Source organism: Haladaptatus sp. QDMS2 (genome assembly GCF_029338295.1).
Taxonomy (GTDB): Archaea; Halobacteriota; Halobacteria; order Halobacteriales; family Halococcaceae; genus QDMS2.
In genome coordinates, this window is sequence record NZ_CP119792.1 from 169,386 (window position 1) to 191,573 (window position 22,188).

Sequence of the window (22,188 nt, forward strand, 5' to 3'; positions counted from 1 at the left end):
TATGAGCACACTCACCCCGCTGGTTGCACTCGCAGACCTCTTCCCGAGAGGAATCGCGCCGTACCTGATTGGCGGGCTCCTCGTCGGACTCGGAGCGGCGACGATCTACCTCGCGACGGGCATCATCGCCGGTGCGAGTACGTTTCTCGAATCGTCGCTCTCCTACATCTCCGACGTCGGGCGATTCAACCGTCACACGTACGTCCAGTCGCGCAACTGGCGCGTCGTCTTCACCGTCGGCATCATCAGTGGCGCGGCCATCTACACCCTCACGTCGGGCGCGGGAGCCTGGACAACTGACGTCCAGTGGTGGCGACTGCTCGGCGGCGGCTTTCTGGTCGGCGTCGGGACTCGCCTCGGCAAAGGCTGTACCTCTGGCCACGGCGTCTGCGGCGTTGGGTCGCTCTCGAACACGTCGTTCGTGAACGTCGCGACGTTCCTCGCCGTCGCCATCGGAACTGCCCAACTGGTGCAGGCACTCGGGGTGATGCCATGAGCAACTCCGGTCGGAGTTCGTGGTTCCTCCCCGTCATCTACGTCGGCGGCGTCATCTTCGGCGCTGGACTCGCGATAAGTGGGATGGCAAAGCCAGAAATCGTCCTCGACTTCCTCCAGTTCGAGGACTTCGGCCTCCTGTTCGTGATGGGCGGGGCAGCCGTCGTCTCCGGGATTGCCTTCGCAGTTGCCACCCGGTATCTCGACACCGCACCCCTGACCGGCCGGAAATACACGCGCCGCCTCAAAGAGATGGACCGAAACGTCGTCCTCGGCGGCGTCGTCTTCGGCGGTGGCTGGGGCATCTCGGGAATCTGTCCCGGGGCGGCCTACGCCAGCGTCGGCATCGGTAACTTCCCCATCCTCTGGGCCATCGTCGGGATGTTCCTCGGCGCGTACGCCCAGGGCTACTGGCGAACCGCCCGCGATGAAAACACAGCCAGTTCCAGTTGAGATGATGCGAAAACGCACTAGCACAGGCTTACAAAACCAGTATTGCGCGAAAATCACTATGTTGCACACAGACGAAATCCATGATTGACCTGTTCGCCCTCGGTTCGATTGCACTCCCGATACACGCCGCGAAGACGGTCGGCATCGTTCTCGCCGAGGCTGGCGCACTGTACGTCGGATACGGCGCGCTGGCCACGGTCGTCGGCCCGAAAATGCGAGCAACGTTGGAAGGTGAGCAGTGATGGAGCCATTCGGATTGAGCCTCGCGATGGTCGGCATCTTCGTCGGCTTTGGCCTCCTCATCGGGATCCTGTTCGGCTTCTTCGGCATGGGCGGGTCGTTCCTCGTCACGCCGGCCCTTCTGGTGCTGGGCTACCCGGCGAAAGTGGCGGTCGGCAGTGGACTCGCGTTCGTCTTCGGAACGAGCATCATCGGCGCGCTTCGCCACCGCCGTCACGGGCAGGTCGATTACAAACTTGCGACCATCATGACCGTCGCGATGACCATTGGCATCAAACTGGGTGAACACGTCATCACGTTCCTCGAATCGACGGGCGTCATCGACGTGGTCATCAGCGTCGCGTACGTCAGCCTGCTCGCGACGGTTGGTCTGTTCACGCTCCATGACGCACGCACTGAGGACAAGAAATCGACTGGCAGGGACATCTCTGAGAAAGTCCAGTCCATCGAGATTCCGCCGATGGTGACGTTGAAGGGTGACATCCGCATCTCGGCGGTCATCATCTTCACCCTTGGACTCGCAATCGGCGTCCTCTCCGGCCTGCTCGGCGTCGGCGGCGGGTTCCTCCTCATGCCCGCGATGATGTACGGCTTCGGAGTCCCCGCGGCCATCGCCGTCGGCACGGACATCCTCCAGATTACCATTTCCGGGGCGTTCGGTGCCTTCGTTTACGCGCAGGCTGGGGCCGTGAATCTCCCCGTCGTCGGGTCGTTGCTCGCCGGAAGTGCGCTCGGCGCTCGCATCGGTGCGGGGGCGACGAAACTTGTGGACGAAGACGGTATCAAGGGTTACTTCGCCGCGATGCTCCTCGCGGGCAGCGTGGCCGTCGCCGCGAAAAATCTCGCAGCCCCCCTCGGGATGGGCTGGTTGCAGACACTCAGCATCGCGCTCATCTTCGGGGCGGCGATTCTCGTAAGTGGGGCCGTCGTCCTGAGTGCAATCTGCCAGCTCAGAAGTGAAGGTGCCGGTGTCTGGTGTACGCTAACCTCGTCTGGAGACGGCTCAACCGGCCACTAACACTCGCTTGACAGTGAGTACTCGGTTCAAGCAGTATTGTACACAACGTGCAAAAGCTTTTCTGTCGCGAACACCAACGTCAGACAACGATGGGAGATTCGCTGAGTCAACTGCTCCGAGAACAGATGGAGTGCGAGGGCCTCCTCGAATGCATCCACGGCCTCAAGGAGATCGATACGACCGTGTTCAAACTGTTGAGTACCACTCCAGAACCGATGACGGTCGACGAAGTCGCAAGTTGTATCGACCGCGAACGCTCGACCGCCTACCGGTCGGTCCAGCGCCTCATCGAGGCCGGTCTCGTCGAGAAAGAACAGGTGAACTACGAACACGGCGGCTATTATCACGTCTACAGCGCCGCCGACCCGGATGCGATAACCAAGGACCTCCAGCGAATGCTCAACGACTGGTACGCAAAGATGGGCACGCTCATCGGCGAGTTCAACCGTAAGTACGCCGACGAGAGCGATACGTCCACTCGGACGCCGCAGGCCGAAACCTGAGTATTCGTTTGCGGCCGGATGATTTCCCATCTCGCCTTCTCCCTGTCGAGGACCGACCGTCGTTCCAGTTCGATAGCCGACGAAGTTAAGTAAGTACAGCAAGTAGTCTTGTGTACAATGAGCAATACCGACTTCGACCCGTCGACCGTCGCCCAGCGAGTTCAGGCCCAGGACGACGACCTCTTCGTGCTCGACGTGCGTAGGGAAGACGCCTACGAGGAGTGGCAGATTCCCGGGAGTACGAACCTCCCAATCTACGACGAACTGCTCAAACACGACTTCTCGACGCTCGAAGAACACCTCGATGACCTCCCGCGAGACCGCGAGATCGCGACGGTCTGCGTGGCAGGTATCACCTCTGCACGGGCCGCCGCGTTCCTCCGTGACCAGGGCTTCGAGGCGAAATCCATCGACAACGGCATGAACGGGTGGGGGCGCGTCCACCAGTCGTTCGAAGTCGAAGGGGCATCCGGCGTCGTACAGGTCGTCCGACCCGGAACGGGATGCGTCTCCTACTTCCTCCACGACGACGGCGAGGCAATCGTCGTCGACCCGACCCAGTACGTAGACCGATATCTGGGGATGGCCGACGAGCGCGACCTCGAAATCGTCGGCGTGGCAGACACCCACGCCCACGCAGACCACGTCTCCGGTGCGCGGCGACTCGCCGGGGAACTCGACGTTCCATACTACCTCCACGGTGACGATGCTGGCGAACTCGACAACGTCACCGAACTCGAAGACGGTGAGACGCTCACTGTCGGCGACCGTGACGTAGACGTGCTTCACACGCCAGGGCACACCCACGGCAGCGTTTCCTTCCAGTTCGACGACGCGCTCATCTCGGGGGACACGCTGTTCCTCCGGAGCGTCGGTCGCCCGGACCTGGAGGACAACTCGAAAGACGCCATCCGCGAGGCGTCGAGCCTGTTATTCGACAGCCTGACCAGGTTGCTCGACCACTCGGCCGAGACTGTCGTGCTGCCAGGGCACTTTAGCGACGAATCGATTCGCCCGCTGGCGACGCAACTCGGTGACCTCCGCGAAGAGTCCTCGAACGAACTCCTGAGCTACGTTGCGAACCAAAACGAAGAGCAGTTCGTCGAAACCATCGTCGAGAGTCTCTCCGACGAGCCGGCAAACTACAACGAAATCAAGCAGATAAACTGGGGCAAGAAACAGCCCGGCGAAGACGTCGAATCGCTCGAGCTCGGCCCGAACAACTGCGCGGCGAACTGAAGCGCCCGCTCACTCGATTTTCACGCCCGCTCGCAGCTTCGAACGGTCCCCCGTGCCTTCGGACATCGCACTCGCCAGCGCACCCCGGACCACCACGTCGTCACCAAGCGTGGTCAACTTGATTTCGGGAACGTTCACCATCACCATGTCCGCGATGCGGTCGCGGACGGGGTCGAGGGTCACCTCGGGATTGTTGAGCGGGACCGCACCGCCGACGTAGACCACCAGCGGGGCATACGACTGGACGAGATTCGCGATACCCATTGCGTTCCACGCTGCGACCTGTTCGATGACGTGCGTCGCGAATGCGTCGTCACCGACTTCTGCGAACACGGTCGCCGCATCGAGGTCGGGGTCGTCGATGGGGAGGGCAGTGTTCATCGACATTTCTTCGAACAGGTGTTTCGCGTAGAGTGGGATGTTGTTTCCAGAACAGTAGGCTTCCCAGTGACCGTCCATGCCACAACCACAGTGCATCTCTCCCGCAGGGTCGAGTGTGGAATGTCCTACTTCGCCTGCGTTCCCGTCCCACCCGGAGAGGATGTGGCCGTCCACGCACACCCCGGCCCCGATGCCAGAGGAGATGGTCAGATACACCATGTCGTCGGGATTCTGCGCTGCGTGGAATCGCTCCCCGATGACCCCCGCGCTCGTGTCGTTGTGGAGGTAGACCCGGTCAGTCTCAGTGAGTGATTCGATGGGACTGGTGAGGGGAATGTGGTCGATCGTGTCGGGGAGGTTCGCGGGGTCTTCGATGACTCCCTCCGCGAGGTCGAGGGGGCCGATAGACCCGACACCGACCGCCCAGATGTTCGTGGGGGCGATGGCCGCCGCGTCACAGGCGGCTTTGAGCGACCCGAGAATGGCGTCGGTGACGGCGATACCCGTCGGTCCCGGCGGCGTGGGCCGTTCGTCCGAACCGGTGATGGTCCCCGTCTCGTCTGCCACCACGGTTCGAATGTTCGTCGCCCCGAGGTCAACGCCCGCGTACATACCTCAAAGCAGCACACGGAGGCTACTTAAATTGCCACATATTTACTCGAATTCGGGTACTTCTTCTGGAGTTGGGAGAGGTTTGCGCTCAGGTTCCGAGAATCGGCGCTTTGAGGGCGGCCACCTCGTCCATGATGCTCGCGACGTTCTCATCGCTGACGCCGTTTTCCCGGAGCGCCCGTTCGAGGTACTGCCCGACCGTCTCGAAGTCGGGTTCGCTGATGTCGAGGTGAGCATGCGCCTCACGCATGTCCGCACCGGTGTATTCGACGGGGCCGCCTGCGACGGCGCTGATGAACTGTACCTGGTGGGCACGGAGTTCGGCCATGTCGTAGTCCTCAAAGTACCCCACGAGGTTGTCGTCCGCGAGGACGCGGTCGTAGAAATCGTCCACAACCTGTGAGACAGCCTGTTCGCCGCCAATCTCCGCATACAGTGACTGAGCCATCGGATAGTGAGACGTTACCCGACGGAGAGGGTACACCTTCTCGCTAGCCTCATTGGGTTTTTATCATCCCATGCGAGAGGTTCCCTGCCATTCACTCGCCGAGCAACTGGTCCAGCAGTTTCTCCTGAGCGACAGCAAGATGCTCACTAAAGGTGGCCACGGAGATGTCGAGCGCCCGTGCCACAGAAGTCGCATCCGATTCCCGAGGCCGGGCGAAGTAGCCCAGTTCGTGAGCCGTCTCGAGCACCTCGTACTGGCGGTCCGTGAATGCGGCCCGGTTTACGACCAGTAAGGCCTGGTCGTCGTCAACCGACTGCGTGAGCCGATGGAGGTGGACCGACGAGCTACACGCCCGGAGGTCACAGACGATTGCCCGAACCGTCTCCACGTCGGGGGCGAAAAACGAGAACGTGAGCGAGCCCTTGGTCGCACGAATATCTCTGATTGGGCAGCCGTGGGTCGGAATTTTTCCGCAGGGGCAGTCAGCCGTTTCGCGCTCGTAGCGATAGACGGCACGGTCACCGTCCGCGAAGACCGGAGCAAGTGATTCAGCGGCGGGTTGCCGTGACGTATCCTCGTCGATGGTGACTTCACCGACGACACCCGCACCGTCCCCGTGATGACTGGTGTTCGTGACCACCGATTGCACCTCGAAGTCTTCGCTCACGCCCGCTACGGGACAGTCTTCGAGACCCCTCACCGTCACCTGTGCGTGAATTCCAGCGGTCATCACCTACAGGACACGTGGCGAAGTATAAAATGCGACCGAACCGAGGCACTCACAGCGTAATCGTCTTCGTCGTCGTGAAGGCCTCGATGGTGTACCCGAGTCCCTCGCGGCCGATACCGGAGTCTTTGACCCCGCCGAAGGGGATGTCGCCGAGTCCGTGGGAGGGCGCACCGTTGATACGAATGCCTCCCGCTTCGAGAGCGTCTGCGACGCGCAATGCGCGGTCGTAATCCTTCGTGAACACGGCGGCGTCGAGGCCGAGGTCGCCGCCGTTCGCAATGTCGAGCGCCTCCGCTTCTTCCTCGAAACGCGTGACCACAGCGACGGGACCGAACTGCTCCTCGTGGAGAATGCGGGCGTCGTGGGGAACCTCGGCGAGCAGCGTGGGTTCGAATTCTCGGCCGTCACGAGTCCCACCACGAACGAGTGTTGCTCCCCGGTCGAGTGCGTCCGCGACGAGTTCCTCGACCCAGTCGGCCTGCTCCTGGGAGATGAGCGGACCGACGGTCGTCTCCGCGTCGAAGAGGTCACCGATTTGCCACTCGTCCATTTGGGCTTCGATGGCGGAGACCACCTCGTCGTGGACGGCGTCGTGGGCGAGCACCCGCGAAATGGCCGAACAGCGTTGACCCGCGTACTTGAACGAACCTTTCGCACAGGCCGCGGCGACCGATTCGATGTCCGCATCATCGAAGACGACGGCCGGTGCGTTCCCGCCGAGTTCCATGTGCAGAGTCGCCATCCCCGACTCGCCTGCGACGTGCTTTCCCGCGCCGGACGACCCGGTCATCGCGATGGCGTCGATACGGTCGTCTCCCGCGAGTTTGTCGCCGACGACCGACCCTCGTCCGGGGACGAAGTTGAAGCCACCAGCCGGAAGGTCTACGTCAGCGATGATTTCGGCGAGAATCGCCCCGGAGATGGGCGTCTTCGACGCCGGCTTCAGGATGACGGCGTTGCCCGCGGCGAGCGCGGGAGCGACCTGTAACGCCGTCGTCGCGAGGGGATAGTTGTACGGCGTGATGCAGAGTACCGCGCCCACGGGGCGCGGTTCGACGATGGCCCGCCATCCCTCGTGACCAGTCGTCGTTCCTTCGAGGAACTCGCCTTGCTGATTCCGGGCCTCCTCCGCGGCGCGACGGAACCGTTCTGCGGCGGCGTCGACTTCGCCGCGGGCGCTCGAAATCGGCTTGCCTGCCTCCCGGACGATGACCGCCGCGAGTTCTTCCTTCCGCGCTTCGATGCCGGCTGCAATCTGTTCGACCCACTGGGCGCGTTCGACGATGGTCGTCTCGCGCATCGTTCGCTTCGCGTGCTCGGCGGCCGTGAGCGCCGCTTCGGCGTGGTCTGCATCAGCTGCCGCGACCTGTGCGAAGATGCCGCCGTCAGCGAGGTCCGTCACCTCGATGACGTCGGGCGGGGTTTGCCATTTCCCGCCGATGAACAGTTCGCCACCAGGGTGCGTTTGCGTCGTAGCCATATGCTACCATACACCCCCTATCACAAAAAGTTTACTCGGATTTGAAAAAACAAATTATCGCACGTATCGCCGCCTCTGCGGTCGGTTTCCGAATACTCGCATGATTCATCGTTATAGATTTGGACAGGATGCACTCGTGATAGTGACGGGGAGTATACAGGCGAGGAATAACCGAGTACAAGGAAAAGGGTCAACCGAGGACGATCATGTAGGCGGCGATGAAAACACCATACAAAATCGCAAGCCCGACGACGATTTTCATGTGGTATAGCCAGAGGTCGTCGTCCTCCTCGGCGAGGGCGTCTTCGTAGGCCGTCTGGTCTGTATCAGACCACTCGTCCTGGTGTGCTTCGCCGACGTGGAGCGCGAGCGTCAGGTCGGTGTCGAACGGGCGCTCGCAGTAGGGACAGTACACGGCAGGCGGGTCGGTTTCGAAGACGACGGTGTCGGGCGTGACGGTTGTCATATGAATGGTGGTGGACGAAACGGTTGCGTGACGATCCACATGCTCGTCATCGTGTAGAAAATCATCACGACGATGAAGGGGTACTGACTCCGAATCGGTTTGAGCTTGCCGGGGAACAGGTCGAAGGCGAGCGAGTGCGCAATCCACACGGCGAACAGGTGACCGAGCAGGACGAACAGCAATTGCAGCGTCGAGAACCACCCCGGAATCACGAGCACCTGGAGGTCGAGTGGCGGCGAGAAGGGGTTCGCGGCCACCGTAATGAGGGCTGGTGACAGCGTGAGGAAGAACGCGAGGAAGTGCGCGAGATGATACCCGGCAGCGATTGGCAACAACGCGGGGGCGAACCAACCCTCGATGAACTGCGGCGTGACGTAGGTTCGCGCCGACTCCCGAGCGCGGCGAGCGGCGAGGCGGTAGGCGACGAGGAAGAGCGCGAATCCGGCGACGATGGCCACGAAGTAGAGCGCTCGCGGTGGGACGCCGCTGACCACGAGCGGTTCGATGGCCGACCGCCACAGTGGCGTCGCGATAAAGCCGTCGTAGGTGGTCACCCACAGCAACGCGACGATGAACGCCGTTTCGTCGGGTCGTTCTGCGACCCGGCGAGTCGCCAGTGCAGTACTCGGTAGTTTGAACGCGAGGCCTGTCTCTGTCCGTTGTATCGGGGCGATGCGTCCGTAACACCGGAACACCTGTGAAATTGGGTCTACACGCCCAAACCAGGTTTCGACACCGAACAGAATCGCTCCGACGACGGTGATGACCGAGTAGCCGAGGATGACGGTGGCGAGCAAGCGCGGATTCTCCGAGACGGGACTCACGACTTCGAGCCAGACGAGCGCGAGCAGACCGACGACGCTGGGCCAGACGCCAAATCGGTCGGGGTAGGCGAGCCGCGGTTTCGCGGGAACCAACGCGGCAACGGCCCGCCACGGGTTGAGCGCCGGCCAGGTGTTACCGACGAGGTACACGCTCATCGTGAACCCCGCCCACCACCCGGCCCAGACGAACAGCGTCGCGAAGTTTCGCGTGGGCGATTGTGACCCGGTGAACCCGGTCACGAGCACGACGAGCAACACGCCCACGCCGAGGCCGCCCGCGATCGGTCGAATCGCTCGCTGAATTGCCCCAGTCGATGGGACGAAAACCCGCCAGTCGTTGACCGCCCGAATCGCCCCGTGGTCGGTCATCAGACTCGTAAACATGAACGACGCCCCGACGATGACGCCGCCCGTGACGATGGTCAGCCACGTCGGCACGGCAGCGTTCGTCACGAGCGTGCCGAATCCGCCCGCGTGGGCCGCGGTGGGCCGGGCGAGTACGGCGATACCGAGGCCTGTAAGAAGGGCAAATCGGACGGAGGCTCTCGCGTTCATCGAAGGCGTCGTGCGAGTGTTTGTCAGCCACCGTCTTAATCGCGGTGCTTTTTCGAGGTTCGACGCGCTGAAAAAAGGCCGTCCGGAACTGCTCAGACCGAGAGACTGGCGTCAGGGACGACGCCCTCGTCGGTCCATCCGCGTAGGTCGTAGTACGCAGAGAGCGCTTCATCGAGGCCCTCAATTTCGAACGGGAGCGTATCGTCTGCGCGGTCGAAACCACGCTGGTTGTTGAAGTGGCGTTCCAGTTCGACCACTCTCGCACCGACGGCGAGGAGGTCCTCGTAAGCTGCGCCGAACAGGAGTTCGTAGCGTTCTGGCGTCATGAAGTCCCGCGAGAACTTACAGACGATACCGCTGTCGTTGAGCGCCATCTGGTTTTCCTTCTCGACGAGTACGGGCGGTTTCCCGTCGAGACCCTCTGGGTTCATCGCCTTGTCCTTGCCGACGAGAGGGTACTCGTAGGAGTAGAACACGGCGTACATGTGGTCTGCACCGCGATTTGCGGTGGCGTACGAGAGGCCCTGGCCGTTCAGGGTGCGTCCGTCGTGGGCGGGGAATTCGAGGCCTTTGACGGTCCAGTTTTTCACGCCGAGTTCGCCCGCGGCGCGGTCTACGCCCTCGGCGAGCAGGTCGCCCTCGCCCTCACGATACGCAATCTTCTCGACCATCTCGTGGACGAGGTCCGCGTTGCCGAACTCGTCTTCGGCCTTGAGGTAGGCAGACACCACGTCGCCACAGGAGATGGTGTCCATTCCGAGTTCGTCACAGAGTTTGTTCGACTTCATCACGTCCACGATGTCGTCGACCATCGGATTGCCGCCGAAGGCCATCACCGTCTCGTACTCGGGGCCTTCAGTTTCGACGCCCGATTCTTCGTCCTTCGTCGGAAGCTTGCACGCGAACGCGCACGCAGAACAGGTTCCTTTCTTGTACTTCTTCTCCGCGACCCGGTCGCCGTTTATCTTGTCCGCGTGCTCGAACGAGGTTTCCTCGAAGTAGCGGGTGGGGAACGCTCCCAGTTCGTTCGCGAGGTCGGTGACGGCCGTCGTCCCCTGTTGTTTCATGATGTGGTCGCTGGTTGCCGCCTCGCGATGAATCTCCATCTGCGAGGCTGGAATCTCGATTTCGTGGGCCGAATCGCCCTCGAAACTGATGGCCTTCACGTTCTTCGCGCCGAGCACCGCACCGAGGCCGCCACGGCCAAAGGCTCGCTCGCCGCTCGTCATGATCGAAGCGAACCGGACGCGATTTTCGCCTGCCGGGCCAATGACGGCGAGCGTGTCCGTGTCGAGGCCGTGTTCGTCGCCCATGTAGTCGTTTACCTCCGGGACTGTCGCGCCCTCGAGTTCGGGCACTTCTTCGAAGGTGACCCCGTCGTCGGTGACGTGGACGGCGAGCAGTTCGTCGCTCTCGCCGACGATTTCGACCGCGGAGTGTCCCGTGTCGGCGAAGTTACGCGACATGAATCCACCGGCGTTCGAAGAAAGGAGGCCGTCCGTGAGCGGGGAGACTGCCGTGGCGTTCATGCGGCCGGTGAAACTCATGTTCGAGTGTTGCATCGGTCCGGTGGTGAAATAGAGCCGATTTTCCGCCGCGAACGGCGCGACGTCGAACGGGATGCGCTCGTGGGCGAGGCGGGTCGCGACGCCTCTGCCGCCGACGAACGCTTCCAAGATATCGTCTATCGACTCAGTCGTCGTCTCCCGTGCACCGACGTCGACGCTAAGGAGGGGCCCTTCCGTGTGAAGCATTGGCGAATTGTTCGTGGCCCCGCGTCCAAAGTGATTACGATTACTGTTGACACAGCCAACAAAATTTGATTGACACGAGCAGTTGCAGAGTCGATTTTTGTGTACACTCTTTATGAAAAGTGTTCACAAAATATTTATGCGTGTTATTCATGGTCACGACTATGGTTGCAGGGCCACCGATTCACGAACTCCACTACGACGACCCAGCGCAGGTAGACGACGTTCCCGGACCACGCTCACGGGAACTGCTCGAAAAGCAGCGGGCTATCGACAGTAGCGCCGTCGCCTACCCCGAAGACATTCCCGTCGCCTTCGAGGAGGGGAAGGGTGCCACCGTCCGCGACGTTGACGGCAACACCTACATCGACATGTTCGCGGGCATCGGCGTGTTCAACGTCGGCCACGCGAACCCATACGTGCTCGACGCAGTCCACGAGCAAGCGGACAAACTCGTCCACACGGTCGATTTCCCGACCGAGGCACGCCTCGAACTCATCGAGAAACTCGACGAGATAGCGCCAGGCCGCCTCCAGGGGAACAACCGCGTCGTGTTCGGCGGGCCGACCGGCAGTGACGCCGTCGAAGCCGCCATCAAACTCTCGAAGTACAACACCGGCGGAGACGGGCTTGTCGCTTTCCGCGGTGCGTACCACGGCGCGACGAGCGGTGCGATGAGCCTCACCGGAAACAAGGACTTCAAAGGTCACTACACGCCGCTGCTCGGCGACGTAACCCACGCACCCTACCCGAGTCCGCTCGAGATGGGGAAGTCCCCCGAGGCGGCGGTCGACCACGCCTTAGAAGAGGTCCAGGCCATCTTCGAGGACCCCTACGGCGGCCTCGCCAATCCGGCTGGCATCTTCGTCGAGCCGATTCAGGGCGAAGGCGGCGTCATCGCTCCACCCGAGGGATTCCTCAAAGGCCTTCGTGACATCGCCACGGACAACGACGTCCCCCTCGTCTTCGACGAGATTCAGAGCGGCCTCGGTCGCTCGGGCCAGTGGTGGGCCAGCGAGTGGTACGACGTCACCCCCGACGTGATGACCTCGGCGAAGGCACTCGGCGGCACGGGCTTCCCGCTCTCGGCCACGATGTACCACGAGGACCTCGACACCTGGGGCTCCGGCGACCACGCCGGAACCTACCGCGGTCACGTCGTCGCCATGCGCGCCGGGACGCGAGCAATCGAATACATCCAGGAACACGACCTGCTCGCCCACGCCCGTGACCTTGGCGACTACATCACGAAGCGCCTGGAAGAAGTGGCAGAGGGGACCCCGCAGCTCGCAGAAGTACGCGGCAAGGGCCTGTTCATCGGCGCGGAGTTCCGTCACGAAGACGGCACCCCGGCCGACGAGGTGGCAGACGCGATCCAGGACTACTGCTTCGAAAACGGCGTCCTCGTCTGGAAGGCGGGCCGCCACGGCAACGTCCTGCGCCTGCTCCCGCCGCTCGTGCTCACGAAGGACCTCGCCGAACTCGCACTCGACGTCATCACCGACGGCATTCGCGAAGCGACCGCGGAGAAAGCCACGCTCTAAGCCATGCCTGCAGAACGCATCATCACCGACGACGCCCCACGGAATGACAATCCCTACTCACAGGGCGTTCGCGCGGGCGACACGCTCTACGTCTCCGGGTACGGGCCGGTAGACCCGGAAACCGGCGAGGACGTAGCTGGCGACATCGACGCCCAGACCGACCAGGTTCTGGACAATATCGAGGCTGTCGTGAACGAGGCCGGCGGTGCGGGCCTCAACGACGTAGTGAAAATCACGGTGTACCTCACGGATTTAGACGATTACGAGCGGGTGAATGAGGCCTACGGCGCACGGTTCGACGGTGACCCGCCAGCCCGCGTCTGCGTCGAGGTCTCGCGACTGCCGGGCGACGTGCGCGTCGAACTCGACGCCATCGCCTACCTCGGCTGACGAGTCAGTCGTTTAGCTCTTCGACCCGCTTGTTTCGCTGTTCGGTCGCCTCGTTTACGCGGGCGATGAACTCCGTCATCTGTTCTTTCATCTCGGTGCGCATCTCAGTCGCAGAGAAATCCGCAGAGTCGGCGAGCAGGCGAACGAACGCCCGAATCTCGTCGTCGGTGAGGTCGTTGAACGCACCGGCTTCCAGTTTGTCGATGACGTCGTCTACGTCGATTTGGCCGACCGGGTCGACGTTGAAATCGACAGACACCATGCGATAATCGGACCCAGCGAGTTCCTGTTCTGCCTTGCCGACGCCTTTCGCGAGCATATCCTTAAACGGGGTGTAGTAGCCCATCGTGCCGAGGTGCAAGAACGCGAGCATATCGGTGATGCCCTCGGTGTAGGCCGCCCGGTCCGCGTCGTCGGGGTTGAACACCGTCTCCCGGTCTCGGTCTTCCAGACACTCGAAGAGAATCGTGAAGTCGAGAATCGCGTTGCGTAGGCGTCTCCGGATGCGATTTCGCTTCTGTTTTTTCGAATGTTCCGTGTAGTCGGTTTTTCGCCCGAGCAGATACTCTCGGTCGCTCGGAGTGAGGATGCCCCGGCCGCGCTCCGCCGAGTACGCGAGACTGTCACGGGCGTTCGCATCGTCGGGACCGTGTTCCATACACAGCTTTTGTTTACAATCTGGATTAAATATTACGACGAGTGCGATACTTCACCGCAATGTGAAACCAAGGCAGACAGTTTCCTCAAATCACTCGCCTTCAACGTATACGAATTCTGTATTCACAGGTCAGCTTCGCGGTGCAAACAGCGAGGATCGAGCCAGTGCGTACCGATTGAGCGACATGCTCGATACAATTCGCAAATCTGTCATGTGGATGTGTAGAATGTTCGATTCCACGCCGTCGAATATACGAATATTGTATTCGTCGTTTTCAGTAACCGTAACACTTATTGGTGATATTGTCAATGGACGTGACGTACGGCAACGAGTGGCACGAGGAAACGCCGCACGGCATGCGAGGACAGTCAGATGCCTCAGACAAACCCCACCCCACACGACAGACGTCGCGTTGCACCACCCGCAAACCACCTACCGCATCGGACACGAACCACCCCAAGCCGGACAGCATCGAATCGCGTCGGTCAACCCACAGCAGGGGGTGACAGCAGATGAGTTCGAGCAATGACGGTGTCGTCGCAGAATTCGTAGACGAAATCGAACCCATCGTGTTCGCCTTCGGTGCGGGCATCACGCTGCTATTCGTCGCCATGTTCGTGGCGCGCCCCGATTCCGCGTTCAGCACCGTCGATGGGATTCGCAAGTGGATTCTTGCCCAGTTCAACTGGTTCTTCCTGATCGTGATGCTCATCTTCGTCGCGTTTCTCGCCTTCGTCATCTTCGGCCCCTGGGGGAAGCTCCGACTCGGCGACGAAACACCCGAGTACAGTTACTTCTCGTATTTCACGATGATGTACTCGGCCGGGCTCGCCGCAGGCATCGTGTTCTGGGGGCCCGCCGAGGCGCTGTTCCACTATTCTACGGTCCCGCCGTTGTACGACGTGCCGGCCCAGTCTGCAGCAGCGATGCCCATCGCGATTCAGTACACGCTGTTCCACTGGGCGCTCATCCAGTGGTCGTGTTTCACCGTCATGGGCCTCGCCATCGGCTACTACGTCTACAACTACGGGGCACCACTCCGGGTGTCTGCGGTGCTCACGCCCATCATCGGCGCTGAGAACGTAGACGGTTTCTGGGGGAAAATCGTGGACATCCTCGCGGTGTTCGCGACCATCGGCGGCGTCGCCACCTCCCTCGGATTCATCGGCAGTCAGTTCATCACCGGGTTGCAGTTCCAGTGGGGAATCAACCTCGGCGACCTCGGGACCATTCTCATCATCACCGGGATGACGGTCATCTTCACCATCTCGCTGGTCCTCGGCGTCGACCGCGGGATTCGCCGCCTCTCGAATTTCAACATGGTGATGTTCCTGGTGTTGATGGTCGCGACGCTCGTCTTCGGACCGACCTTCGGCATCCTGAAACTCAGCACCCAGGCGGTCGGTGGCTACCTGGGCGATTTCTTCCAGATGGGGCTCTACACCCAGTACAGCGGCGGCGGTGACTGGGTAAACCTCTGGACGGCCTTCTACTGGCTCTGGCCGCTTGCGTGGTCGCCGTTCGCCGGGCTGTTCATCGCCCGCATCTCGAAGGGCCGGAGCGTCCGCGAGGTTGCGTTCGCCGGCATCGGCGCGACCTCGCTCGCGACGATTCCGTGGTTCGCCATCATCGGCGGCTCTGCACTCATCATGCAGAACAGTGGCGCGGCCGACATCCTCGGCCCCGTCAGTGAGTTCAGCGAGGCCGTCTCAGGGTACGTCCTGTTCGGGTCGCTCCCTATCGTCGGCCCCGTGCTCCTGTTTGGCTTCCTCATTCTCGTGACGACGTTCTTCGTCACGTCCGCAGACTCCTCTACGCTCGCCGTCTCGATGATGACGACGGGCGGCAAGGAGGAACCCTCGGCCATCAACCGCGTCTTCTGGGCGGTGTTGCAGGGTGCGGTGGCCTCAATCTTGATGGTGAGCGGCGGCGTGAAGGCACTCCAGTCTGCGGCTATCATCACCGGTGCGCCGTTCGCACTCGTCTGTCTGGTCGCCACGTTCGGATTATTCAAGACGTTCAGCGACGAGACGGGGAGCCTCCTGCTCCAGGACCGGACCACGCTCATCGGGTCCACCTCGAAGGAACAATCCACTCGGGGCCGCGCCGTGGCAGAGGACGACGACTAAGCCGAATCGCGTCTCGTTTTCCACCCCGTTTCGCGCGTCGGTAACAAGTTTTAATTGACACCATTAACGTTATTTGTGTATGGACAGAGCTACCGCGGAACCCGACGCGGACACGCTTCCGGGCCCGAACGCGAAGAAGTGGATTTCGTTTCACTCGGACCACGCCGCACCCAGCGAGTACTCCCACGAGTTCGTCTGGGACATCGTCGCCGAGGCGGACGGCCCATTCGTGACCGACGTGGACGGAAACGTCCTCCTCGATTTCACCTGTCACATCGGCGCTGCACCGCTCGGCTACAACAACGAGAAAGTGCTTTCGAAACTCCGGGAGTTCGACCTCGTCGAACCGATGAAAATCGCCGGACAGGACATGTACTTTGGCGTCGGTCCAGACCCGGAGACGGCCGAGTTCCCCGTCGCGAGTCACCTGATGGAGAAACTCGTCTCGGTGTCGAGTCAGTACGACATGGACACCGTTTTCCTCTCGAATTCGGGGGCCGAGTCCGTCGAGAACGCCATGAAGATTGCCCACGATGCGAAGCCGAATTCGAAGTACGCCGTCTCCTTCGAGGGGAGTTTCCACGGCCGGACGGTCGGAACGCTTTCGCTCACGAAGTCGAAGGAAGTCTACACGCGCCACTACCCAGAGATAGCCGGCGTCAAGACCGTCCCCTTCTGTGACTGTGCGAGTCCCGAAGCGTGTTCCTGCGGATTTACTGCGGGCGACGGGTCGTACCTCCGGGGTATGCTCTCGCCGGAAGGCGGCCACGTCAACCCCGAAGAAGTCGCCTTCGCCATTCTCGAACCCATTCAGGGCGTCGGTGGCTATCGCTTCCCCAACGAGGCGTTCATGCAAGAAGTGGGCGACGTGTGTGACACCCACGACATCCCACTCGTGGTCGACGAAATCCAGTCCGGCGTTGGCCGCACCGGCGAGATGTGGGCGGCAGACCACTACCCAATCGAACCGGACATCATCTCCGCGGCGAAGGGGCTTCGCGTCGGCGCGACCATCTCTCGCACGGACATCTTCCCAGAGGAAAAGAACCGATTGGGGTCCACGTTCGGCGGCGGCGACCTCCTCGCGTCGATGCAAGGAGCACTGACGCTCGACGCTATCGAGGAACACGACTTGCTCGACAACGCCGTCGCACGCGGGACGCAAGCACAGGAATTCATTCGGGACGCGGCTCCCGAGTACGTCGAAGACGTGCGCGGCAAGGGGCTCATGCTCGCAGTCGAGTTCGACTCGCCCGCCCGCCGCGATGCCGTCGTCGAAGCCGCCCTCGAATGCGGCCTGTTGACCCTCGGCTGTGGCAAGAAGACCATCCGCCTGCTCCCACCGCTCGACGTGACCGAGCGCGAAATCGAACTGGGAATCGGCATCTTCTGTGACGCAATCGACGCGGTTTCGAACGCCGTGCCGGCGTAGACGGCCAGTTCAGCGCTACTTCTGTTCTACATTCGACGACTGAACTCGGACGTTCGTCCCCTCGTTGAGCGCGTCTAACACGCCGGCGAGGTGTACTGGGGAACTCCCCGCGATGCCCACCTCGACGGGCGTTCGATTCGGTGGGTCGGCGGCAGTTCGCTCGACTCGTTCTAATTCGACCAGTTCAGCACCTTCGTCGGCTATCGTTTCTGTGAGCGGCCCGAGACTGGTCGGCCACCCGTCGACCAGGAGTCGAGCAGTGGCGTATCTGCCCCTCGCTTCGAGGCCGACGCGCGTCAGTGCTGCGTGGTCGGTGAGATTGACGTTCCCGCCGGAGACCACAGCGACGACCTGTTCGCCCGCGACGTCCACCGCACCGGAGAGGAGCGCGGCGACGGGTGCTGCACCCGCGGGTTCGACCACTGTCTTCGCCCGTTCTGCGAGCAGTGTCGTCGCCGCTGCGAGGTCGGTGTCGCTCACCGAGACCACGTCGTCGACTCGCTCGCGGATGACGGCGAACGTTCGGTCGAGGAGCCGGGCGTCGGCGATGCCCTCGGCCACCGTGTCGATGTCGTCGAGGCGATGGATCTCGTCCGCTTCGAGCGACGGTTTTGCGTGGGCCGCCCCCGCTGGTTGGACGCCGATAACCCGGACTGAGGGGTCGTACGCCTCAAGTGCAGTGGCGATGCCGGAGATGAGCCCGCCGCCGCCGATAGAGACGAGGACGGTGTCCACGTTGGGACACTGTTCGGCCAGTTCGAAGCCGACCGTTCCCTGGCCGGCGATGATGGCTTCGTCGTCGAACGGGTGGACGAACTCGGCCCCTCGTTCGTCAGTGAGGTCAAGTGCTCGCTCGTAGGAATCTTCGTAGATGTCGCCCTCGACGATGACCTCCGCGCCGTAGCCACGGGTTGCCTCGATTTTTACGGCGGGGGTGATTTCGGGGACGACGATGGTCGAATCCACGTCGAGCAGCTGCCCCGCGAGTGCGACTCCTTGAGCGTGATTTCCCGCGCTCGCGGCAACGACGCCGTTGTCCGCGGTTTCCGTGTCCAATTGCGAGAGTTTGTTGTACGCGCCTCGAATCTTGAACGAGCCGGTTCGCTGCATATTTTCGAGTTTGAGGTGGACGCCTGCCGCGTCGCACTCGGTGGCGAGGGTCGTAGAAGAATCGAGGGGCGTTCGGTGGACGACCGATTCGAGGCGGTCACGGGCGGTACGGATGTCGGCTGCGGTCACGATTGCGGACGCGTCTTTCACCGAATCACGTGAGTCGGAATTCACGTGCCACCCTCCGCGACTCGGAGAATCGACTCAACCAGCACGTCCACGCCGTGTTCGAGACTTCGCTCGTCTACGTCGAACGTTGGCGTGTGGTGACTCGTGGGGTGGTCGGTTCCGACGATAAGGTACGTTGCGAGGCCTCCCTCCTCTTGGACACGGTCCATCAGGAACGTCGCGTCTTCGCTCGCGCCGAAGTCGGCCGAGTCGAGGACGGTATCGATGCCGCTCGTCTCACGGCCAACGTCGGCAACGGCGCCCGCGAGTTCGGGGTCGCTGTCGGCGCGCGGACTCTTGCTCACGACCTCGACGTCGGCCCGGCAGTCGTGCATCTCGGCCGCGGTTTCGAACGTGCTCTCCATGCGCGAAAAGGCGTACTCCATCAGGTCGGTCGTCTCCCCCCGAGCTTCGGCGACTGCCGTGACTTCCTCTGCGATGACGTTGCTCGCGGTGCCGCCTTCGACCCGTCCAACGTTGACCCTCGTCATTCCGTCTGCGTGGCGAGGAATCGCGTAGGTGTTCTCGATGGCCGTGCCGAGCGCCTGAATCGCGTTCGCTCCCTCGTTCGGAGCCTTCCCCGCGTGCGCGGAGGTTCCTTCGATGGTCACGTCTACGTGGCACATCGCGAGTGGGCGCTCGATACCAGCGACCAGTTCGCCCGTCGGGTGGTCGAGGCCGATGTGGACGGCGAAGAAGTAGTCGATACCGGCCGCGTACTCGCTTTCTGCCATCGGGTAGCCACCGCCGGATACCTCCTCTGCGGGCTGGAAGAAGACGACGAGCGTGCCCGCAAAATCACTCGTTTTGATGGCCTCGATGGTCGCCAGTCCCCACGTCATGTGGGAGTCGTGGCCGCAGGCGTGCATCGTGTTCTCCGTCTCCGAACCAAAACCCTCGCTCTGTGGTCGATGGTCTTTCTCGGCCGATTCCTCGATGTAGAGACCGTCGATGTCCACGCGGAGACCGACAGTCGGCCCCTCGCCGCGTTCGAGGACGGCGACGACACCGGTATTGCCGCCTTCGAGTTTCGAGAGCACGTCGGGGTCGGCCCCACGTTCACGCGCCCGTTCGAACCACTCCGTGAGCGTGTCATCGTCCGGAACCGCCATCCGGTCGTTCGGGTCGTAGGCGTCTGGACCGATTGCGAGGTCCGTGACACCGATGTCCCGCAGTTCGGAGACGAGCGTGGCCGTAGTGGCAAACTCACACCAGGCTGGTTCAGGGTAGCGATGAAAGGCGCGTCGGCGCTCGGTTAGCCGACCGTCGGTACGGGTTCCCATGTCCGAGCCTAACACGGGCGACCCACTTAACAGTACACAATTATCGTTGACAGCGAACACACAAAAGGCATAAGAGGAGGGTTCACAATCGTACTGGTACGCACACGACCGTTTCCATGACCACACAGCCAGATATCGTCGTTCTCCGCGAAGGAACGGAAGGACTCTCGATGGAATCGTACGCCGAGAAATTGCGCGAGCGACTGCCGAACCAGACTGTTGCGCTCGCTCGCACGCCGAAAGAGGAGCGAGAACTCGTCGCCGACGCTCGCATCGTGACGGGCATCACGATCGACGAGGACCTCCTCTCGAACGCAAATCGGCTCTCGCTGTTCGCCTGCACGTTCGCCGGAACCGACCACGTTCCGATGGACGCGCTCGAGGACCACGGCGTCGCGGTCACGAACGCAGGCGGCATCCACGCCCCCGGCATCGCAGAGCAGGCGCTCGGCAACATGCTCGTGTTCACCCGCCGCCTCCACGAGGGGTGGCGACAGAAACAGCGCGCCGAGTGGCGCCACTTCCAGTCGGGCGAGCTCACCGGGAGTACAGTTACTGTTATCGGCCTCGGGTCCATCGGTCAGACGCTCGTGAAGCGACTCGACGGCTTCGACGTTACCACCATCGGCGTCCGCTACACCCCCGAAAAGGGCGGCCCCACTGACGAGGTCGTTGGCTTCGAAGAAGACGCTATCCACGACGCACTGGCGCGAAGTGACTACGTGGTCGTCGCCTGCCCGCTCAACGACCTGACGCAGGGACTCATCGGTGCAGACGAGTTTGCGACGATGCCACCCCACGCCGTCCTCGTGAACACCGCCCGCGGCCCAATCGTGGACACGGACGCGCTCGTCTCGGCACTGCGCTCGAACAAGATTCGTGGCGCGGCCCTCGACGTGACCGACCCCGAACCCCTGCCGGCTGACCACCCGCTCTGGACGCTCGAAAACTGTCTCATCACGCCACACACGGGCGGTCACACGCCGAAACACTGGGACCGACTCGCCGACATCGTCGCCGAAAACGTCGCGCGACTCGAAGCCGGCGAAGAGCTCGAAAATCAGGTACAAGCGCCGTAGAAGCGGGAATCTAAGCGACTACGTGCTGAACAGCTTTCGTGGGAAGTCCGCCAGTGGTTCTGCGCCGTTCGCAGTCACGCGGAACGTCTCGCTCAGTTCCACGCCGAAGTCGTCGAACCAGAGGCCGGGAATGGTGTGGAACGTCATGTTTTCTTCCAGAACCGTCTCGTCGCCCGGGCGCAGACTGGCCGTGTGCTCGCCCCAGTCCGGCGGGTAGCCAAGACCCATCGAGTAGCCAATGCGATCTTTCTTCTCGATGTCGTACTTCGCAATCGTGTCGCGCCAGGCTTTTTCGACCGACTCGCAGGTGACGCCGGGTTCGACGGCGTCGAGTGCGGCCTGAATTCCCTCGACGACGATTTCTGCGCGGTCTTGCATCTCTTCGGGTGGCTCTCCCACGTAGGTCGTCCGAGCGAGCGGCGAGTGATAGCGGTTGCGACACCCCGAGAGTTCGATGATGACCGGGTCGCCGTTCTCGAACCGGCGGTCGGTCCAGGTCAGGTGTGGCGTGCCGGTGTGGTCGCCGGAGGGCATGAGCGGGACGATAGACGGATAGTCACCGCCGTAGTCCTCGGTGCCCTCGATGAGCGCGTTGTAGATGGCTTTTGCCGGTTTGTACTCGGGAACGCCCTCGTCGATGGCGTCGAGACCTGCCTGCATCGCGTTTTCCGAGATGCGTGCGGCCTCGCGCATGTAATCGAGTTCCGCCTCGGATTTCTTTATGCGAACCCAGTTGACGAGGAGCGTCGTGTCTTCGAACTCTGCCTCGGGGATGTTATCCTTGAGACGCGTGTAGGACTTCGCCGTGAAGTAGTAGGCGTCCATTTCGAGCCCGATGCGGCCGTCGTCTACGCCCAGTTCTTCGAGAACTGCGGCGACGAAATCCATCGGGTGGAGGTCGACTGGCGACTGAACGTGGTCGTCGCTGTAGGGGAGGATGCTCTCCTCGCTGAGCTGGGTCGTCGCCCGTGCGCCGTTTGCGTCCATGTCGCGGCCCACCCAGACGGGTTCCTCGCGGTGTCGCGTGATGATGACCGCCTGATGGACGTAGAAGGACCAGCCGTCGTATCCCGTGAGGTAGTTCATGTTTGCGGGGTCGCTTACGACCAGCGCGTCGAGACCCTCCTCGGCCATCCGCGATTTCGTCCGTTCGATTCGTCGCTCGTACTCGCTGGGTTCGAAAACAGCCCGTGACATGTG

Annotated in this window: 22 protein-coding genes; 11 read left to right on the forward strand and 11 right to left on the reverse strand. The window is 62.1% G+C overall.

What is annotated here, in order from left to right:
* Position 1 precedes the first annotated feature (1 nt).
* The 6 genes from P1M51_RS16850 (at position 2) to P1M51_RS16875 (ending at position 3,948) form a co-directional block, all read left to right on the forward strand.
* Positions 2 to 496, forward strand: coding sequence for a YeeE/YedE family protein (locus P1M51_RS16850; RefSeq protein WP_276248973.1), 495 nt, complete (start codon positions 2 to 4; stop codon positions 494 to 496).
* Entirely contained in the window at positions 493 to 948 is a 456-nt protein-coding gene (locus P1M51_RS16855) for a DUF6691 family protein (RefSeq protein ID WP_276248972.1), read from the forward strand. The genes P1M51_RS16850 and P1M51_RS16855 overlap by 4 nt, the downstream gene beginning before the upstream one ends.
* Before the next feature lie 80 nt (positions 949 to 1,028).
* Positions 1,029 to 1,190: a hypothetical protein gene (locus P1M51_RS16860; RefSeq protein ID WP_276248971.1), complete on the forward strand. Its 162-nt coding sequence runs from the start codon at positions 1,029 to 1,031 to the stop codon at positions 1,188 to 1,190.
* Positions 1,190 to 2,206 (forward strand): sulfite exporter TauE/SafE family protein, encoded by a 1,017-nt coding sequence (locus P1M51_RS16865; protein WP_276248970.1) that lies wholly within the window; start codon positions 1,190 to 1,192, stop codon positions 2,204 to 2,206. Before P1M51_RS16860 ends, P1M51_RS16865 begins: the two co-directional genes overlap by 1 nt.
* Before the next feature lie 89 nt (positions 2,207 to 2,295).
* Positions 2,296 to 2,709 (forward strand): helix-turn-helix domain-containing protein, encoded by a 414-nt coding sequence (locus P1M51_RS16870; protein ID WP_276248969.1) that lies wholly within the window; start codon positions 2,296 to 2,298, stop codon positions 2,707 to 2,709.
* Positions 2,710 to 2,826: 117 nt separating this feature from the next.
* Positions 2,827 to 3,948, forward strand: a complete 1,122-nt coding sequence (locus P1M51_RS16875; RefSeq protein WP_276275187.1) for an MBL fold metallo-hydrolase — start codon at positions 2,827 to 2,829, stop codon at positions 3,946 to 3,948.
* Between the two features lie 9 nt (positions 3,949 to 3,957).
* Here P1M51_RS16875 and P1M51_RS16880 read toward each other — a convergent pair whose 3' ends face one another.
* From P1M51_RS16880 to P1M51_RS16910, 7 genes are all read right to left on the reverse strand, one after another.
* Positions 3,958 to 4,941 (reverse strand): ROK family protein, encoded by a 984-nt coding sequence (locus tag P1M51_RS16880; protein ID WP_276275188.1) that lies wholly within the window; start codon positions 4,939 to 4,941, stop codon positions 3,958 to 3,960.
* Positions 4,942 to 5,029: 88 nt separating this feature from the next.
* A complete protein-coding gene (locus tag P1M51_RS16885; RefSeq protein WP_276248966.1) occupies positions 5,030 to 5,389 on the reverse strand; it encodes a group 1 truncated hemoglobin in 360 nt (119 codons plus the stop codon).
* Positions 5,390 to 5,480: 91 nt separating this feature from the next.
* Positions 5,481 to 6,119, reverse strand: coding sequence for a helix-turn-helix domain-containing protein (locus P1M51_RS16890; RefSeq protein ID WP_276248965.1), 639 nt, complete (start codon positions 6,117 to 6,119; stop codon positions 5,481 to 5,483).
* Positions 6,120 to 6,168: 49 nt separating this feature from the next.
* Positions 6,169 to 7,599, reverse strand: coding sequence for an aldehyde dehydrogenase (locus P1M51_RS16895; RefSeq protein ID WP_276248964.1), 1,431 nt, complete (start codon positions 7,597 to 7,599; stop codon positions 6,169 to 6,171).
* A gap of 190 nt (positions 7,600 to 7,789) precedes the next feature.
* Positions 7,790 to 8,065, reverse strand: coding sequence for a hypothetical protein (locus P1M51_RS16900; protein WP_276248963.1), 276 nt, complete (start codon positions 8,063 to 8,065; stop codon positions 7,790 to 7,792).
* Positions 8,062 to 9,444, reverse strand: coding sequence for a hypothetical protein (locus P1M51_RS16905; protein WP_276275189.1), 1,383 nt, complete (start codon positions 9,442 to 9,444; stop codon positions 8,062 to 8,064). Before P1M51_RS16905 ends, P1M51_RS16900 begins: the two co-directional genes overlap by 4 nt.
* A 92-nt stretch (positions 9,445 to 9,536) precedes the next feature.
* The gene (locus P1M51_RS16910) at positions 9,537 to 11,198 is read right to left on the reverse strand and encodes an aldehyde ferredoxin oxidoreductase family protein (RefSeq protein WP_276248961.1); all 1,662 of its coding nucleotides are present in this window, start codon (positions 11,196 to 11,198) and stop codon (positions 9,537 to 9,539) included.
* 161 nt (positions 11,199 to 11,359) lie between these two features.
* Between P1M51_RS16910 and P1M51_RS16915 the strand changes: the two genes are divergently transcribed.
* A complete protein-coding gene (locus tag P1M51_RS16915) occupies positions 11,360 to 12,739 on the forward strand; it encodes an aspartate aminotransferase family protein (RefSeq protein ID WP_276248960.1) in 1,380 nt (459 codons plus the stop codon).
* Positions 12,740 to 12,742: 3 nt separating this feature from the next.
* Positions 12,743 to 13,129, forward strand: coding sequence for a Rid family detoxifying hydrolase (locus tag P1M51_RS16920; RefSeq protein ID WP_276248959.1), 387 nt, complete (start codon positions 12,743 to 12,745; stop codon positions 13,127 to 13,129).
* A gap of 4 nt (positions 13,130 to 13,133) precedes the next feature.
* On the opposite strand, the gene P1M51_RS16925 is transcribed toward P1M51_RS16920, so the two are convergent.
* On the reverse strand, positions 13,134 to 13,787 hold the full coding sequence (locus P1M51_RS16925) for a hypothetical protein (RefSeq protein ID WP_276248958.1): 654 nt from the start codon (positions 13,785 to 13,787) through the stop codon (positions 13,134 to 13,136).
* 512 nt (positions 13,788 to 14,299) lie between these two features.
* Between P1M51_RS16925 and P1M51_RS16930 the strand changes: the two genes are divergently transcribed.
* Together P1M51_RS16930 and P1M51_RS16935 are read left to right on the forward strand one after the other, a co-directional pair.
* Entirely contained in the window at positions 14,300 to 15,916 is a 1,617-nt protein-coding gene (locus tag P1M51_RS16930; RefSeq protein ID WP_276248957.1) for a BCCT family transporter, read from the forward strand.
* A gap of 79 nt (positions 15,917 to 15,995) precedes the next feature.
* Positions 15,996 to 17,348, forward strand: coding sequence for an aminotransferase class III-fold pyridoxal phosphate-dependent enzyme (locus tag P1M51_RS16935; RefSeq protein WP_276248956.1), 1,353 nt, complete (start codon positions 15,996 to 15,998; stop codon positions 17,346 to 17,348).
* Positions 17,349 to 17,363: 15 nt separating this feature from the next.
* On the opposite strand, the gene ilvA is transcribed toward P1M51_RS16935, so the two are convergent.
* Together ilvA and P1M51_RS16945 are read right to left on the reverse strand one after the other, a co-directional pair.
* Positions 17,364 to 18,632, reverse strand: a complete 1,269-nt coding sequence (gene ilvA / locus P1M51_RS16940; RefSeq protein WP_276275190.1) for a threonine ammonia-lyase — start codon at positions 18,630 to 18,632, stop codon at positions 17,364 to 17,366.
* Positions 18,629 to 19,909, reverse strand: a complete 1,281-nt coding sequence (locus P1M51_RS16945; protein ID WP_276275191.1) for an amidohydrolase — start codon at positions 19,907 to 19,909, stop codon at positions 18,629 to 18,631. Before P1M51_RS16945 ends, ilvA begins: the two co-directional genes overlap by 4 nt.
* A gap of 116 nt (positions 19,910 to 20,025) precedes the next feature.
* Here P1M51_RS16945 and P1M51_RS16950 point away from each other — a divergent pair, with 116 nt between their 5' ends.
* A complete protein-coding gene (locus P1M51_RS16950) occupies positions 20,026 to 20,988 on the forward strand; it encodes a D-2-hydroxyacid dehydrogenase (protein WP_276248953.1) in 963 nt (320 codons plus the stop codon).
* 18 nt (positions 20,989 to 21,006) lie between these two features.
* Here P1M51_RS16950 and P1M51_RS16955 read toward each other — a convergent pair whose 3' ends face one another.
* Positions 21,007 to 22,185: a M24 family metallopeptidase gene (locus tag P1M51_RS16955; RefSeq protein WP_276248952.1), complete on the reverse strand. Its 1,179-nt coding sequence runs from the start codon at positions 22,183 to 22,185 to the stop codon at positions 21,007 to 21,009.
* Between the last annotated feature and the right edge of the window lie 3 nt (positions 22,186 to 22,188).

Excerpts from the sequence above, each read along its gene's own strand:
- P1M51_RS16850 (WP_276248973.1), top strand. The coding sequence starts at position 2 with ATGAGCACACTCACCCCGCTGGTTGCACTCGCAGACCTCTTCCCGAGA.
- P1M51_RS16855 (WP_276248972.1), top strand. The coding sequence starts at position 493 with ATGAGCAACTCCGGTCGGAGTTCGTGGTTCCTCCCCGTCATCTACGTC.
- P1M51_RS16860 (WP_276248971.1), top strand. The coding sequence starts at position 1,029 with ATGATTGACCTGTTCGCCCTCGGTTCGATTGCACTCCCGATACACGCC.
- P1M51_RS16865 (WP_276248970.1), top strand. The coding sequence starts at position 1,190 with ATGGAGCCATTCGGATTGAGCCTCGCGATGGTCGGCATCTTCGTCGGC.
- P1M51_RS16870 (WP_276248969.1), top strand. The coding sequence starts at position 2,296 with ATGGGAGATTCGCTGAGTCAACTGCTCCGAGAACAGATGGAGTGCGAG.
- P1M51_RS16875 (WP_276275187.1), top strand. The coding sequence starts at position 2,827 with ATGAGCAATACCGACTTCGACCCGTCGACCGTCGCCCAGCGAGTTCAG.
- P1M51_RS16880 (WP_276275188.1), bottom strand. The coding sequence starts at position 4,941 with ATGTACGCGGGCGTTGACCTCGGGGCGACGAACATTCGAACCGTGGTG.
- P1M51_RS16885 (WP_276248966.1), bottom strand. The coding sequence starts at position 5,389 with ATGGCTCAGTCACTGTATGCGGAGATTGGCGGCGAACAGGCTGTCTCA.
- P1M51_RS16890 (WP_276248965.1), bottom strand. The coding sequence starts at position 6,119 with ATGACCGCTGGAATTCACGCACAGGTGACGGTGAGGGGTCTCGAAGAC.
- P1M51_RS16895 (WP_276248964.1), bottom strand. The coding sequence starts at position 7,599 with ATGGCTACGACGCAAACGCACCCTGGTGGCGAACTGTTCATCGGCGGG.
- P1M51_RS16900 (WP_276248963.1), bottom strand. The coding sequence starts at position 8,065 with ATGACAACCGTCACGCCCGACACCGTCGTCTTCGAAACCGACCCGCCT.
- P1M51_RS16905 (WP_276275189.1), bottom strand. The coding sequence starts at position 9,444 with ATGAACGCGAGAGCCTCCGTCCGATTTGCCCTTCTTACAGGCCTCGGT.
- P1M51_RS16910 (WP_276248961.1), bottom strand. The coding sequence starts at position 11,198 with ATGCTTCACACGGAAGGGCCCCTCCTTAGCGTCGACGTCGGTGCACGG.
- P1M51_RS16915 (WP_276248960.1), top strand. The coding sequence starts at position 11,360 with ATGGTTGCAGGGCCACCGATTCACGAACTCCACTACGACGACCCAGCG.
- P1M51_RS16920 (WP_276248959.1), top strand. The coding sequence starts at position 12,743 with ATGCCTGCAGAACGCATCATCACCGACGACGCCCCACGGAATGACAAT.
- P1M51_RS16925 (WP_276248958.1), bottom strand. The coding sequence starts at position 13,787 with ATGGAACACGGTCCCGACGATGCGAACGCCCGTGACAGTCTCGCGTAC.
- P1M51_RS16930 (WP_276248957.1), top strand. The coding sequence starts at position 14,300 with ATGAGTTCGAGCAATGACGGTGTCGTCGCAGAATTCGTAGACGAAATC.
- P1M51_RS16935 (WP_276248956.1), top strand. The coding sequence starts at position 15,996 with ATGGACAGAGCTACCGCGGAACCCGACGCGGACACGCTTCCGGGCCCG.
- P1M51_RS16945 (WP_276275191.1), bottom strand. The coding sequence starts at position 19,909 with ATGGGAACCCGTACCGACGGTCGGCTAACCGAGCGCCGACGCGCCTTT.
- P1M51_RS16950 (WP_276248953.1), top strand. The coding sequence starts at position 20,026 with ATGACCACACAGCCAGATATCGTCGTTCTCCGCGAAGGAACGGAAGGA.
- P1M51_RS16955 (WP_276248952.1), bottom strand. The coding sequence starts at position 22,185 with ATGTCACGGGCTGTTTTCGAACCCAGCGAGTACGAGCGACGAATCGAA.